The organism is Microbulbifer maximicatervae (SeqCode) (assembly GCF_052467385.1).
Window position 1 is genome coordinate 4,292,772 of record NZ_CP174311.1, and the last position, 12,142, is coordinate 4,304,913.

Genomic DNA, 12,142 nt, shown 5'->3' on the forward strand with positions numbered 1-12,142 from the left:
CAAACTGGGTTACCCATCTTGTACCTATCGTTTCAAATTGACAAAGGTACTGCAAATAGTATCCACAAAGGCCTCCACCTTTACTCCAAGTGGAGGCCTTTTGATCCAAAGGTGTCCCTTTGTCGGCCCTTTTCCCCTGCCACCCTCCTCACGAGTTGAAGCCCCCAAGCGACTCAACCATAATAGCCGCCCTGCGCGGCATTCGACGGTGATCACAAGGAAGGTGCTAGTCTCACCTTAACCCTGCCGACGCCATTGCCGCTGTTCGCGCCACTCCGCCCTCGGGCTTTAACCGGACCTGTTATGACCGAATTTGCCGTCATTCTGCTCAGCACCATCTTGGTCAATAATTATGTGTTAGTGCAGTTTCTCGGCCTGTGCCCGTTTATGGGAGTTTCCAATAAACTGGAGACCGCTGTGGGTATGGCCGGCGCTACCACCTTTGTACTTACTTTGGCCTCTATTTGTTCATACCTGGTCAACACCTATCTGTTGGCCCCTTTTGGTATTGAAGATCTTCGCACCATCTCATTTATTCTGGTGATTGCTGTTGTCGTACAGTTCACGCAGATGTTTATCCAGAAGACCAGCCCCTTGATGTACAAAGTGCTAGGCGTTTTTCTACCGCTGATCACTACCAACTGTGCCGTGTTGGGTGTCGCTCTGCAGAACACTATGAAAGCGCACACTTTTATACAGTCCACTCTTTACGGATTTGGCGCAGCAGTGGGTTTCTCCCTGGTGTTAATCTTGTTTTCCTCGATGCGCGAGCGCCTTTTTGCCGCCGATGTCCCGCTGCCATTTCGCGGCGCCGCAATCGGAATGGTCACTGCCGGACTGATGTCACTGGCATTTATGGGCTTTAGCGGTCTGGTATAGGATTTCGAAATGCTGGACTGGATTTCACAAATTTCTTCTCCCCTGCTGGTGCTCGGTGGCATGGCATTGGTATTCGGTGCCCTGCTGGGTTTCGCCGCCGTTCGCTTCCGGGTGGAGGGTGACCCACTCGTTGAGCAGGTCGATGCCCTGTTGCCACAGACTCAATGTGGCCAGTGTGGCTACCCCGGCTGTCGCCCCTACGCAGAAGCGATAGTGCACGGCGATACCATCAACAAGTGCCCCCCCGGCGGGCAGGCCACTATCAATGAGTTGGCCAATCTGCTGGATATAGAGCCCATGCCACTGGACGCCGAGCACGGCGTTGAAGATGTAAAAAAAGTGGCATTTATCCGCGAGGCAGAGTGCATCGGTTGCACCAAATGTATTCAGGCCTGCCCGGTAGATGCCATTGCGGGCGCCGCCAAATATATGCACACGGTGATCACCGACGAGTGCACAGGATGCGACCTTTGTGTCGAGCCCTGCCCCGTTGACTGTATCGATATGGTTCCCCTGGAAACCGCTTTACAGGATTGGCATCCACACAAACCCAGCGATAGCTCGGTGCTAATTGCCAGCGATCGCCGCACTATTCAAGAACATACCGGGGGAGGCGCGGTTTGAACCCCGTAGATAGCAAGACCAAACAAAGAGAGGCCGTTCAGGAGAGACGCGCAGCCCGCGAGGCACAACTGATTGCCAGTGAAAAAGCGCGCGAGCTGCGCCCCAACGACTTCCCCGGCGGAGTGCACCCTCCCGAGAACAAACACCAGAGTACCGGTGAGCCTATAGGAGTGATCCCCCTCGCCGAGGACTTGATCGTACCACTGCTACAGCACTCCGGTACCACCGCCATACCGCTGGTGAACCTCGGTGATAAGGTATTAAAGGGGCAAAAGATTGCCGAAGCCGACGGTTTCATTAGCTGTCCAGTGCATGCTCCCAGCTCCGGCAGGGTTATGGCTATTGAACCCTATCCAGTTCCCCACCCTTCAGGTCTGCTGGAGGACTGCATTGTCATTCGCACAGACGGCGACGATGCCTGGTGCGAACTCACCCCCTGCGAAGATTACCTCCAGATTTCACCGATAGAGCTTCTGGACAAGATCCGCGACTGCGGTATTGCCGGCATGGGCGGTGCCGGGTTTCCAACCGCTGTGAAGCTAGACCCTCACGGCGGCGCCGAAATTGATACTTTGATTATCAATGGCACAGAGTGTGAACCCTATATCACTGCCGACGATATGCTTATGCGGGAGCGTGCCGACGAAATTATCGCCGGCGTGGAAATTCTTGCCCATATCCTCGACCAGCCCGAACGGGTATTGATTGGTATTGAAGACAATAAGCCCAAAGCTATCCGCGCGATGCGCAAAGCTGTCGAAGGCACCCGTTTCGATATCGTGGTATTCCCCACAAAGTATCCGTCCGGCGGCGAAAAACAGCTGATTCAAATCCTTACCGGCCGAGAAGTGCCCAACAAAGGGCTACCGGCCAATGTGGGGATTGTATGCCAGAATGTCGGCACTGCTCGCGCGGTATATCGCGCGATTCGGTTTGGCGAACCCCTGATCAGCCGAGTGACGACTGTTGTCGGCAAAGCGCTGGAGCAGCAGCGCAATATCGATGTACCTATCGGCACTCCCATAGAACATATCCTCAAATATCACGGTATCCATCGCGGCCTGATGCAAAAGGTGATCATCGGCGGTCCGATGATGGGTTATACGATTGACGATCAACGCGCTCCGATTGTGAAAACCACCAACTGCCTGCTCGTACCGACCCGTGAGGAGCTACCGCCAGCACCGGTGGCCCAAGCTTGTATTCGCTGCGGTTTTTGCGCAGAGGCATGCCCGGCTTCCCTGCTGCCGCAACAACTCTATTGGTATGCCCGCGCCGACGAACGGGAGAAGCTACAGGCCTACAACCTGTTTGACTGTATCGAGTGCGGTGCCTGCTCTTACGTCTGCCCCAGTATGATTCCCCTGGTTCAGTACTATCGCGCTGCCAAAGGTGCAATTCGCACTGCTGAAGCGGAAAAAGAGAAGTCCGATCGCGCACGCGATCGTTTCGAATTCCGCAAGTTGCGCCTTGAAAAAGCTGAAAAAGAGAAAGAAGCGAAACGCGAAGCCCGGCGCAAAGCCGCTGAACAAGCTCGCCAGCAAAGGGAACAAAACCCTGAATCTCCGACTGCCAAAGCTGAGAAGCAGGAAGCAGATGTTGTCGCCGCCGCCCTGGCGCGAGTTAAGTCCCGCCAGGAGGATCCTAAGCAGCTTTTAGCCCGCGCCCAGCGTACTTTCTCCAGTGCCGAGAGCCGGGTGGAACGCATGCGCAATAAACTGGAAGCTGCCGATGAGAGCCAGCGCGACCAATTGGCAGCGCAACTCAAAGCTGCTGAAGTGAAATTGCAGGAAGCACAACACAAGTTGACCCTTGCCGAACGACGCGCCGATAGGGATACCGCCCGGGAGCCCAACCAGGAAGAAACCAATGCAGCTGTGCGGGCAATTACCAAAGCCCGTGCCTCCGCAGAGGCGCGGGCCCAGATGAGTGACGCCGACAGACTTGCTGCAGATATCGAGGCACTGCGCAAGCGCGTCGCCAAAGCTGAGACTCGCCTGCAAAAGGCTCGGGATGAAGATGATGCTAATCTGGGCGCATTCGAAAGCGCCTTGGAGAAGCTACAAAAGAAACTGGAAGACAAAATGCGCGAACACAAAGCAGCACAGGACGGAAAGCAATAATGTCTCTGATGCGCGCCACCTCCCCTCACGCCCGCTCCGGCAATGACACCACTAAAGTCATGCTACAAGTCGCCGCGGCCACCATACCCGGTGTGCTGGCGATGGTGATTTATTTCGGTATCGGAGTACTGATCAATATTGCCCTGTGCACAATCACAGCGCTTCTGTGTGAAGCAGCGGTAATGAGATTACGCGGCAGGCCGGCAGCATTCTATCTGCGGGATTGCAGTGCTTTTGTAACTGCACTGCTGCTCGGTATCGCGCTTCCAGCCTACTGTGCCTGGTGGCTGCCGATAGTGGGCACTGCGGTGGCTATTGTCCTGGCCAAGCATCTTTATGGCGGTATGGGGTACAACCCATTTAACCCCGCAATGGTGGGCTATGTTGTCCTGCTGATTAGTTTCCCGGTAGATATGACCCGCTGGGTGGGAGCTGCAGAGGTTATCGGCGGGACACCTAGCCTGGAAGAGGCCTTCTCTCTGGTAATCGGTACCTACAATGTCGATGGTTTTACCCGCGCTACACCGCTGGAAATCGTGCGGTTAAACGAGTCAGTGCTTCTCTCCCAGCTCTATGAAATGGAGCCGGTCCTCAATAAAGGCACATTTGCTGGAGTCGGTTGGGAAACCGTCAGCTTCGGATTCCTATTAGGTGGGCTGTTCTTACTATTTCGCGGCATTATTACCTGGCATGCACCGGTTGCCATGCTCGCCACCCTCACTCTGATTTCCCTGTTTTTCTACGACAGCGGCAGTTCCTTGTCAGAGGGATCCCCCGTACTGCATTTATTTTCTGGGGCCACCATGTTTGGGGCCTTCTTTATTATTACCGACCCTGTCAGCGGTGCCACCAGTAACCGGGGCCGCCTGATTTTTGGGGCCGGTGTGGGGCTGCTCACTTATGTAATCCGGGCCTGGGGCACTTACCCCGATGCGGTGGCTTTTGCTGTATTGCTGATGAACTTTGCAACACCAACCATTGATAACTACACGCTTCCACGGACCTATGGCCACAAGGGCTCCCGCCGCGCTACCGACCTGGAGGAGAGCTGATGCTTAAACAGTCAATGGCCTCCAATGCCGCCGTTCTCACTCTTATCGCCCTGGTCACTGCAGGTACACTCGCAGTGACCCAAATTACGACTAAAGAACCGATTGAGAGAGCTATCCGGGAAGCTTCGGCGAAAGCGCTACTGGAAATTATTCCATTGGAACGCCACAGTAATGACATGTTGGTAGACACCTATCCAATTCCAAAACCTTACTGGAATCAGCTAGGCCTGCAACAAGGTGGAGATATCAATCTCGCGCGGGAAGAGGACGGAAAAGTCTCCGCAGTCATTGTGCCCGCAGTCACACCGGATGGATATTCCGGCCCGATAAAAATACTCGTTGGTGTGAATCGCGATGGCACTATTGCTGGCGTCAGGGTAACAAGCCACACAGAAACTCCGGGGCTGGGCGATAAAGTCGAGCTGAAAAAAAGTAACTGGGTGCTCCAGTTTGACGGCCTGTCACTAAAAAATCCGCCCTCAGCCGATTGGAAGGTACAAAAGGATGGCGGCGTTTTTGATGAATTTACTGGCGCAACAATTACTCCTCGCGCTGTTGTCAATGAAGTGCACCAGGTGCTTGAGTTTGTAGCCCAGCACCACGAACAAATATTTAATGCGCCAATGTCCAAGCGAGCGGTAGAGATTGAGAACTCTGAAATCGACTCGGAACAAGTACCTGCGGCGGTTGAGGAGCAGAACTGATGGCAACTCCCGGCTACACAGAAATCGCCCAAAATGGGCTGTGGAAAAATAACCCCGCGCTGGTGCAATTGCTTGGCCTCTGTCCCCTGCTGGCGGTCACCGGTTCCGTAGTGAACGGCATCGGCCTCGGTTTGGCCACTACCGGAGTTCTCACCTGCTCCAACCTTGCGGTCTCCCTAATCCGACGACAAATTCCGGATACTGTCCGTTTACCAGCCTCCGTTATGATCATCGCCACCTTCGTTACCTGCGTTGAGCTATTGATGAAGGCTTATACCTACGAGCTTTACTTGGTGCTAGGTATTTTTATCCCGCTAATCGTAACCAACTGTGCGATCCTCGGGCGAGCAGATGCTTTTGCCAGTAAAAACCCCGTGCTTCCGTCCTTGGCAGATGGATTTATGATGGGTATAGGTTTCACTGCAGTACTCATCGCCATTGGCGCAGTCAGAGAAATTCTTGGCCAAGGCACGCTATTTTCAGATATGGACTTGTTATTTGGTTCAATGGCAAAAGATTGGGGTATTTCCATTTTTGGCAGTGACTATCCAGGCGTTCTTGTTGCCGTGCTTCCTCCCGGTGCATTCCTTGTCGCCGGCTTATTGATCGCAGCAAAAAACGCCATTGATATCGGTATTGAAAGACATAAAAGCCAGAAAGTTAAGATCATTCCAGGCTCAAAGCGCGTACGTGTTACCGGAAAAATCTCTTAAGATAAGCAGCAGCTAACCAATTTAATTCTGCAATTGAATGGCTATTTATCCTGCCAATCGATTGCAGAACTTAATTTTTTCACCAAAAGCCAAAATGTGAACCCCCTCACTAATCTGTATCTTGCGGATTTTTCATCTTTCACTTTTTCAGTATGATGAGATACATCATCAAATCCCCACTTTTTTACATTTATTGCGCTGTACCAGTGCAATATTCGTGTAATCGAATGTAATAGCATTATTCCCTTTTTTTAATTTTGTTTGGCTAGAATGGCACGGCCGACCAGCTTCACCTTGCTATCGGCGCCAACGCAATAAGACAGGGATAATGCTATGACTGTAGACACTGGAAAGTCTGAATTGGTCTACCACGGCCGCCGGGCCCAACGCGCAGATAGCCGTCTGCGGCGCAAGGCGATTCTAGAGGCCACCCTGAGACTGATCGTTAAAGAAGGTATCCGCGGCATCAGGCACCGTGCAGTCGCCCGCGAAGCTAACGTTCCTCTCGCGGCTACTACTTATTATTTCAAAGACCTGAATGACCTGATCAGCGATTCATTTACTTATTTTGTTGAGCAGGGACTCGAGGCTACACGCCAACTGCATGAAGAGAGTTTTAGTGCGGCACGGAATTTATCCGCACAAGAACGGGCGTCACATAGCAGTCGTAAACTGCTGATTCAACAATTGACCCGTTTTATTCTTACTCATGTCCGCACCCAGGCTGAAGACCGGGATCGCAGATTGGTTGAACTGGCATTCCGCAATGAAGCGCTTCGCAATGAGCAGCTGACCCGCGCGGTGCGGATGGCCAATCACGCCAGAGAGTCAATGATTAAGGAATTCTTCCAATTACTGGGTCTGGCTGATTCTGAAGCGGCTGCACAAATTGCTCACGGTACGATCCTGAACCTTGAGTATGAAATTTTGAGCGGTGCTATTGCTATCGACTCACCGCTGTTGGAACGCACCGTCACCTTGATGATCAACGGATTAATTCCAGCTGCAACAGTTGTTGCTGAAACTGCAGCATACGGCTGAATCTTTCTGAATTACTCGTCTCCAGGAAACGGGTATGGAGTTGTCCCCTCCATACCCAACTCCTCTTCATATAGCTCTTTCCAGATAGCTTCCAATAAAGATTAAGTGCAGCTTCCCGGTAGGGAGCTTACCCACTGCTTTAGTAATTCAACGCCCTCTGTATGCACCATGCTTCTACCTAATTCAGGCATCATGGCCCCAGGCGCGGTAGACTCTACACGAAAATTCAAAATAGAATTTTCAGGCTCTCCCGGTACTATTGCAAATAAATGCCCTCCACTGCCTGTACCCGCAGCAATAGGCGGTTTACATAGCCCAAGTTTGCGCCAATCAGTTTCGCCATGATGCAACATAAGCCCTGAGGTATCTGCCGGCCCAGTGGGATTGTGACAGTGGCCACAATTGATATCCAAATAAGCCCTGGCGCGATCCTCGAGCGACACAGTCGCATCGTAAATATTGGCATTTCTCGGCAAACTTTTCAGATCAGGCAGCCCACGTAAATAGCCGGCCTTCTTCCAAAACAGCAATTGATTCTCTACTCCGCTACCGTAGGGATAGTCTTTATTCAGATGTCGAGCTTTTGGGCCGAGAGGAGAAATGGCTTTTGCAGTAAACTTTTCTGCATGGCAACCAGCACATTGATTGGCGTCAGGTACTACATAACTAAGGTTTTCCTGTTGTCCGTTCAGGCCAACCAACTGAAAATTTTTCACATCTCCAGCAATCTCAAGAGTTGCCTCAGTCTGCTCTTTATTCCAGACATAGGGCAGCGCCTGCCAATTTTCCTTCCTGCGGATTAAAAGCCGCGTCTCAACGAGACGGACTCGATTTAAATCAAGTGCCTGCCCAAAGCGCCCCTCAACATAATCCGCAGAGAAGTCATCGGTACGGCGAACTACACCACTACTCTCCTGTGGATAGTAAAATGTCTTGCTTAAGATAGTTCCGACAGGGTAATTAAACTGTTCTTCTCCGTAGGTTACAAACGCCCCCTTAGGCAGCCAGATGGTTCTGAACTTATGAGCATAATCGGTAAATAAACCCGTATTTAAATCGTAGGGTAATGCTCTTTCCGCAGGGAAGAGCACACCTTTCTCCAGTCTCAATAAATTCCATGCACTGAGATTTTCGGGCACCTCTTCTGCCGGGAATAAATGAACATCCTTTTTGTATGAATCACATCCCACAAGGCCAATCAGTAATACAAGGCTCCAAATAGAATAGATAAGCTTCCTACTTATTTGATTGTTATTCTTCATTAGCTACCTCTATCACTGCCAAATGGTCTTCATTTTCCAGCTTTGAATCAAAGTCTAAAACTACTTTGGCAAGCTTTTCCAAATGACACTGATGAGGTGCTATATCCGTGGATATATTCTTATACTCATTTCCAAAATCTATGTTGAGAATTCCTGCAGGTTCGTTATCAATACATAACTTTAATGCCTCAGCTAATTGACCATCCACCAGTTTACTTTGATCAACAACCCCATCCCAAAGAATATCCGGCAATGTACCTGATATTCCAAACATAGCTAACTTCAGAGCTTTTAACTTAAGATGATCTGGCGATGTACCACCGCCAGAAAAGTTATTGGCATAGATATAGATCCCCTCTGGGTATGGGTCAAAATCAGCTTGCGTAGACTTATCACTATAGTATCCAGCCGTAAAATAGCTGCTGATCAATATGTTAGCAGTATCATTATCAGAAATATCATTTTCAAAAATCTCCACCCGATCATTCGAGTTAATAACCACCCCAGATCCTGCTGGCACGGCAGCAACCGGCGTGCCCTCATGACCAAAATTTCCAGTATTATTATTCTTTATCTGGTTATTGTAGATACGTGTACTGTGCCCTGGCTGCGGAAGATTAGGCATATTAAAAACAAGAATTCCCCCAGTATTATTCACAGCAATATTGTTGTAAACATCTGCACCGATCGTATTCTCTACCTCAATACCCGCCACATTAAATTCTGCACGGCTATTGCGAACAATAACATTCCGCGACTGACCGACATAAATTCCTGCATCTGAAGCACCAATAGCTACCACACCATCGATTAAAGTATTTTCAGTCTGTACAGGATAAATACCATAGGCACCATTTTGGGTAGACGGGCCATTGGTCCATTCAACACGAACATCCCTGATGATAATGTTTTTGCCCTCATTAATTTTCAGGGCATCGCCTATGGTATCCTCAATAGCCAACCCCTCAATAGTAAAGTTACTGGCATTAACTAATATCCCCTCAGCACCCTGAATTTGCCCCTCAAAGGAGAGGACAGATTTATCCATGCCAGCTCCACGTAGCGTTACCCCATCAATATTCAGGGATAAACTACGATTAATATGGAATTTACCCTCAGGAATAGTAATAACATCCCCGGTCTTTGCAGATATCAGTTTTTTTAATAGTTGCTTTTGAAAATCAACCTTACTGGAACTGTCCTCAACTCTGGATTCAGGCCGTTCAGAACATCCAACGGATACTATTAAAGCCAGAATTACTCCCATATACGCTAAAGTCTTCATAGCCACACCTTTTATATAAATTATTGTCAATTGAGCTACTCAAACCTCAAATTGGTACTCATGTACCAATTTAAAGATGAAAACAGGACTAAATACACACTTTGATACTATCCAACCAACACCTCGTTATCAAGGCGCTATTATTAATACAGAAGACAACCCTAGAAATTCATTTAAGCGCCATACTCCCAAAAACAAAAACCACTTATTGAAATCAAGATGGCCAGTACTTCAATCAAAAAAAATCAGTTTTTGTGTTTTCTTATTTACATATTCTGCTCACTTGACGCTGCTGCCGAAATGATAGCGATACAGATCTCTGCTCCTAATGGATCAAACCTCTACACAGAACAACCTATCGATAAAAGTACAGATATCAAAGGAAGCGAGCCTATCTATATCAAAATATCATCAACTCAATATCAAGCAATAAAGTGCAAAGGCCCGTGGGGCGCTACAAAGTACAAAAAATGGATGACGGAGGGGCCTGGTTTCAAGCTCTACCAAAGTGATAAGCAGCTGCTCATTCAGGTTGTTGAACACCGGGTAATTAGCGCTGACATGGCCATTAACTCCATGAGCATACATTGCATGGACGCAGAACCTAAACAAGTTATTAAATCAATAGCGGAGATAGTGATCGAAAGATCAATAAATTCAGAAGAAATACTAGAGTTTGATAACGGGTATAAATTATCTTACCAGTACTCAATTACAAAAGGAAAACCGTAAGTTTAGTCATTCAGGAAACTATTCATGCCGGCATAAACTTTTGCGCACTCCCCTTTCACTAAGTCTTCAAGAATCAAAAATGGATGAATCATATCGGAAAAATGAACATTTTCAGACCTAACACCCACCTCTTCCACTTTCCGGTAGTAAATATCCCCAGTATCCCGGTGCGGGCAAAACTCCACGGTAAAAACTAAGGTTTCAGGAAGAGCTGCCGTAAAATCCATAAAAAGAGGGGATGCTTTTTTTCTACACTGCCCCTCAGCAAAATATTGCCCCAAGTACCAAATTGATTTTCGTGCCTCTAAAAAATAGCCTACCGCATTCTCTTCATGGGACCGTAAATGCATGGTGTAATCGAGAACCGGATAAATTAAAACCTGCTTTTTAATCTTAACGCTGTAGTCAAATTGAGCCAGGTGAGACATTGTGGCGGCCAGAGCGCCACCTGCAGAGTCCCCAGCAACCGACAAACTCGGTTGATAATATAAGCCCAATCTATCCAGTGCCGCCCAAACCCCAACAACTGCGGCATAGCAATCTGTTACTGCGCTCGGATAGCGATTCTCAGGGGCCAACCGGTACTCAGGCGCAACAACAATATGTCGAGTCTCCCGGGCAATCTTTCTGCAAATCGGGTCAAATGAATAAACGTTTCCAGCTACATGACCACCGCCATGAAAATAGACAAGAACAGGTAGAACTTCATCGGGATAGGGGACAAAGACTCTTACAGGTACGTCATATCCAGAGGCATAGATAATGCCATCTTGTACCGAGGCAACATCTGGAATATCGGTCACATACTTATCTATAAACTTTGTGGTCGATTCCCGAACATTGATGGGGTTGAACTCAAAGCCCTTCGAGTAGAGCTCTTTCATAGAGCTGTTGAATTCTTCGAGAAACCCCGAAAGGCGGTCATTTACTTTACGCATTGTCGTTACAGCCAGGATAGAAGAGACTTCGCCGTACCCGTGAATATGAGCCCCTTCACCGGGTACGACGTCGATAGCTTGTATCCCCACCACAACAACAGCCCTAAATCTCCTGGCGAAAATGCCTGAAACGACATTTCATCTAGTGATAGCTACGAGCCCAAACTACTCAAGAGGAGTAAAAGACCGGTGCGGATACATAACTCCAGAATAGAACTGTAGCAACCATAATAATGACTGCCATGACGAGTGACACCGTAATAATTGCACTGGCAAAAAGGAAGCCACGCTCTTCAGAAACACCCATCACAATAGGAATTCCCAAATAAAGCAGATAGACGGCGTAAGCAACCGCCAGAGTTGCGAGCAGTATGTCCAACCACAACACAGGGTAAATCCCTGCAATACCTACAATAAAAATAGGCGTGGCAGTGAAACCCGCAACAACAACACCTTTAAGGGGGTGAGTTTCAGCTCCGTAAGTCTTGGCCATCCAATGGATGAAATAACCAATAGCAGTAACAGCCAAAACCATTGTGCAATAAAATACGGCGACCAATTCCAAAGCACTTTGGCCCGTAATTCTCACCGGAGTACCAGTGCCAATCGTCCAGCCAACTTGTGTCGTGCCAAAATACCACGCAGCTGCAGGAAGTAATGCCAGAACGATGACATAAGGAACCTGTCTACGCAGATTACGTTCAGAGAGACTGCCAATAAGCTGCCACTGTCTACGTGGTTGCAGCATAAGGCCAAGCATATGGGTCAACATCTCGTTATCCTCGACTG

General features: G+C 49.0%; 12 protein-coding genes. 8 read left to right on the forward strand and 4 right to left on the reverse strand.

Translation table 11 applies throughout. From position 1 onward, the window contains the following. Positions 1 to 303: 303 nt before the first annotated feature. The 7 genes from rsxA to ACJJIR_RS18375 all read left to right on the forward strand — a co-directional run bounded on the left by rsxA (position 304) and on the right by ACJJIR_RS18375 (position 7,136). Positions 304 to 879, forward strand: coding sequence for an electron transport complex subunit RsxA (rsxA, locus tag ACJJIR_RS18345; protein WP_108731788.1), 576 nt, complete (start codon positions 304 to 306; stop codon positions 877 to 879). Between the two features lie 9 nt (positions 880 to 888). Beyond that, complete coding sequence (rsxB, locus tag ACJJIR_RS18350) at positions 889 to 1,503, forward strand: electron transport complex subunit RsxB (RefSeq protein ID WP_444895199.1); 615 nt, start codon at positions 889 to 891, stop codon at positions 1,501 to 1,503. 71 nt (positions 1,504 to 1,574) lie between these two features. After that, positions 1,575 to 3,626, forward strand: a complete 2,052-nt coding sequence (gene rsxC / locus ACJJIR_RS18355; RefSeq protein WP_444908434.1) for an electron transport complex subunit RsxC — start codon at positions 1,575 to 1,577, stop codon at positions 3,624 to 3,626. Next, positions 3,626 to 4,678, forward strand: coding sequence for an RnfABCDGE type electron transport complex subunit D (locus ACJJIR_RS18360; protein WP_444906414.1), 1,053 nt, complete (start codon positions 3,626 to 3,628; stop codon positions 4,676 to 4,678). Before rsxC ends, ACJJIR_RS18360 begins: the two co-directional genes overlap by 1 nt. Then, positions 4,678 to 5,382 carry an electron transport complex subunit RsxG gene (rsxG, locus tag ACJJIR_RS18365; RefSeq protein ID WP_413664384.1) on the forward strand — a complete coding sequence of 235 codons (705 nt, stop codon included), beginning with the start codon at positions 4,678 to 4,680 and terminating at the stop codon, positions 5,380 to 5,382. Before ACJJIR_RS18360 ends, rsxG begins: the two co-directional genes overlap by 1 nt. Continuing rightward, positions 5,382 to 6,095, forward strand: coding sequence for an electron transport complex subunit E (locus ACJJIR_RS18370; protein WP_282934271.1), 714 nt, complete (start codon positions 5,382 to 5,384; stop codon positions 6,093 to 6,095). The genes rsxG and ACJJIR_RS18370 overlap by 1 nt, the downstream gene beginning before the upstream one ends. 333 nt (positions 6,096 to 6,428) lie before the next feature. After that, positions 6,429 to 7,136 (forward strand): TetR/AcrR family transcriptional regulator, encoded by a 708-nt coding sequence (locus tag ACJJIR_RS18375; RefSeq protein ID WP_282934272.1) that lies wholly within the window; start codon positions 6,429 to 6,431, stop codon positions 7,134 to 7,136. Between the two features lie 101 nt (positions 7,137 to 7,237). Here ACJJIR_RS18375 and ACJJIR_RS18380 read toward each other — a convergent pair whose 3' ends face one another. Beyond that, a complete protein-coding gene (locus ACJJIR_RS18380; RefSeq protein ID WP_444906415.1) occupies positions 7,238 to 8,398 on the reverse strand; it encodes an SO2930 family diheme c-type cytochrome in 1,161 nt (386 codons plus the stop codon). Then, the gene (locus tag ACJJIR_RS18385; protein ID WP_444906416.1) at positions 8,388 to 9,683 is read right to left on the reverse strand and encodes a parallel beta-helix domain-containing protein; all 1,296 of its coding nucleotides are present in this window, start codon (positions 9,681 to 9,683) and stop codon (positions 8,388 to 8,390) included. Before ACJJIR_RS18385 ends, ACJJIR_RS18380 begins: the two co-directional genes overlap by 11 nt. Before the next feature lie 219 nt (positions 9,684 to 9,902). Here ACJJIR_RS18385 and ACJJIR_RS18390 point away from each other — a divergent pair, with 219 nt between their 5' ends. Further along, positions 9,903 to 10,415 carry a hypothetical protein gene (locus tag ACJJIR_RS18390; protein WP_444906417.1) on the forward strand — a complete coding sequence of 171 codons (513 nt, stop codon included), beginning with the start codon at positions 9,903 to 9,905 and terminating at the stop codon, positions 10,413 to 10,415. 2 nt (positions 10,416 to 10,417) lie between these two features. Here ACJJIR_RS18390 and ACJJIR_RS18395 read toward each other — a convergent pair whose 3' ends face one another. Continuing rightward, positions 10,418 to 11,446: an alpha/beta hydrolase gene (locus ACJJIR_RS18395; protein WP_444906418.1), complete on the reverse strand. Its 1,029-nt coding sequence runs from the start codon at positions 11,444 to 11,446 to the stop codon at positions 10,418 to 10,420. Between the two features lie 76 nt (positions 11,447 to 11,522). Beyond that, positions 11,523 to 12,125 (reverse strand): Yip1 family protein, encoded by a 603-nt coding sequence (locus ACJJIR_RS18400; RefSeq protein ID WP_444906419.1) that lies wholly within the window; start codon positions 12,123 to 12,125, stop codon positions 11,523 to 11,525. Between the last annotated feature and the right edge of the window lie 17 nt (positions 12,126 to 12,142).

Bases quoted from the DNA above. Each gene is read 5' to 3' on its own strand.
- rsxB (WP_444895199.1), top strand. From the start codon at position 889: ATGCTGGACTGGATTTCACAAATTTCTTCTCCCCTGCTGGTGCTCGGT.
- ACJJIR_RS18390 (WP_444906417.1), top strand. From the start codon at position 9,903: ATGGCCAGTACTTCAATCAAAAAAAATCAGTTTTTGTGTTTTCTTATT.
- ACJJIR_RS18385 (WP_444906416.1), bottom strand. From the start codon at position 9,683: ATGAAGACTTTAGCGTATATGGGAGTAATTCTGGCTTTAATAGTATCC.
- ACJJIR_RS18375 (WP_282934272.1), top strand. From the start codon at position 6,429: ATGACTGTAGACACTGGAAAGTCTGAATTGGTCTACCACGGCCGCCGG.
- rsxA (WP_108731788.1), top strand. From the start codon at position 304: ATGACCGAATTTGCCGTCATTCTGCTCAGCACCATCTTGGTCAATAAT.
- ACJJIR_RS18400 (WP_444906419.1), bottom strand. From the start codon at position 12,125: ATGTTGACCCATATGCTTGGCCTTATGCTGCAACCACGTAGACAGTGG.
- ACJJIR_RS18370 (WP_282934271.1), top strand. From the start codon at position 5,382: ATGGCAACTCCCGGCTACACAGAAATCGCCCAAAATGGGCTGTGGAAA.
- ACJJIR_RS18380 (WP_444906415.1), bottom strand. From the start codon at position 8,398: ATGAAGAATAACAATCAAATAAGTAGGAAGCTTATCTATTCTATTTGG.
- rsxG (WP_413664384.1), top strand. From the start codon at position 4,678: ATGCTTAAACAGTCAATGGCCTCCAATGCCGCCGTTCTCACTCTTATC.
- ACJJIR_RS18360 (WP_444906414.1), top strand. From the start codon at position 3,626: ATGTCTCTGATGCGCGCCACCTCCCCTCACGCCCGCTCCGGCAATGAC.